The 1,546-nt window shown below is 41.1% G+C and carries 1 protein-coding gene; it reads left to right on the forward strand.

Translation table 11 applies throughout. The annotated features are described in order from the left end of the window. Positions 1-253: 253 nt before the first annotated feature. A partial coding sequence (locus tag FC85_RS06040; RefSeq protein WP_057864649.1) for an ISL3 family transposase occupies positions 254-1,546 on the forward strand: 1,293 nt, incomplete at its 3' end.

Genomic DNA, 1,546 nt, shown 5'->3' on the forward strand with positions numbered 1-1,546 from the left:
TAAACGGACGACCTTTATTCGATACCGTGTGAAATACGGTATTAAAAGAAAATAGGCCCCCCTTTTGGTTAGCACATATTAACTGAAAGGGTCCCTATTTTCTTGGTTCTATGATATTCGGTAAGGATAAGATAACGTCTTATCTTTACCGTTTTTTGCTTTCTGCTGTACCATTGATTTAAAAAATAAAAAAGACAACTGTCCTATGTTGTCCCCACAACTGCTCAGTTGTCTTTAGAAAGGATTATTCCTCATGACTAATGATATCAACTTTTTAACAGGAATCAAGGATCCTTACCTAAAACCCGCCAAACCTTTTCTAACTGAAGATAAAAGACTAAAGGTTATTCACTTAATTCAATCTTATCCTATGCACTGTCCCCTTTGCGGCCAGTTGATGCGGCGAAACGGTTTCCGCAAAAAGCCAGTAACGATCAAAATCCTGCCAATTGCCGGAAAGTCAACTTTACTAAAAATCAAGAAACAACAGTACCTTTGCCCACCATCGGCCAGCTGTCCCAAACGAATTACCCGGGTTGCCCAAGTCCAGGGAGTTAAGTTTGCTTGTCGAATTGCGAATAACGTTAAATACCACATTATCCAGGAACTCAGTGATAATGAATCCATGCGGACCATTGCCAGCCATCACCACGTCTCCGTTAACACCGTTGAACGTCAGCTTATGGGATTAGAAGCTACTTTTAAGCCTAATCGTCACTGGTTACCGGCAACGATTGCTTTTGATGATTTTGCGTCTGGTAAATTTGCCCAAAGTAAGATGAGCATGATTTTAATGAATCCGCAGAATCATCGTACGATCGATATTATCCAGTCTCGTAATTCGCACTTTATGCGGAGTTATTTTCTTTCTCACTACTCTAAAAAGGCTCGCTGGTCGGTTAAGCTGGTCGTGGTCGATCTATTTGAGTCTTATCGTAACCTTATCCATGATTTATTCCCCAAGGCAATTATCATAGCTGACCATTTTCACGTCGTTGCCCAGGCTTACCGGGCACTCCAAAGTGCCCGGCTAAAGGTAATGAAAGAATCCGGGCCCAATACGCATGAATACCGTGCTTTGAAACATTACTGGAAGTTACTAATGGCTAAGGAAGGCCAACTGGATTACCTGCACTACTATCCACGGCGTAACTTTCGCTATGCCTGGTTATCTAACCAGGAGGTTGTTAAACGGCTGCTTAACTTCTCATCAGAACTACGAGCCGCTTACGAATACTATCAAGATCTAATAACCGCAATTAATCAACGTGGTCAATCATTACTAAACCAGTTAATCAAACAACATAACTTACCGGTTACAATGAGACGGGTTAAACGAACCCTCACTAAACATCGTCAAGAGATTATTGCCAGTTTCTACACGCAACTAACTAACGGACCAATCGAAGGCACTAATAATAAAATCAAAGTAATCAAGCGAACGGCCTATGGCTACCGTAACTTCTTTCATTTCCGGATCAGAATTCTTATTTCGTTGAAGACCTCTAATCTGATGAGTCGTGAATTATCAAAAAAGAGAACTAGA

The sequence above is a fragment of the Lentilactobacillus diolivorans DSM 14421 genome (assembly GCF_001434255.1).
Lineage (GTDB): Bacteria > Bacillota > Bacilli > Lactobacillales > Lactobacillaceae > Lentilactobacillus > Lentilactobacillus diolivorans.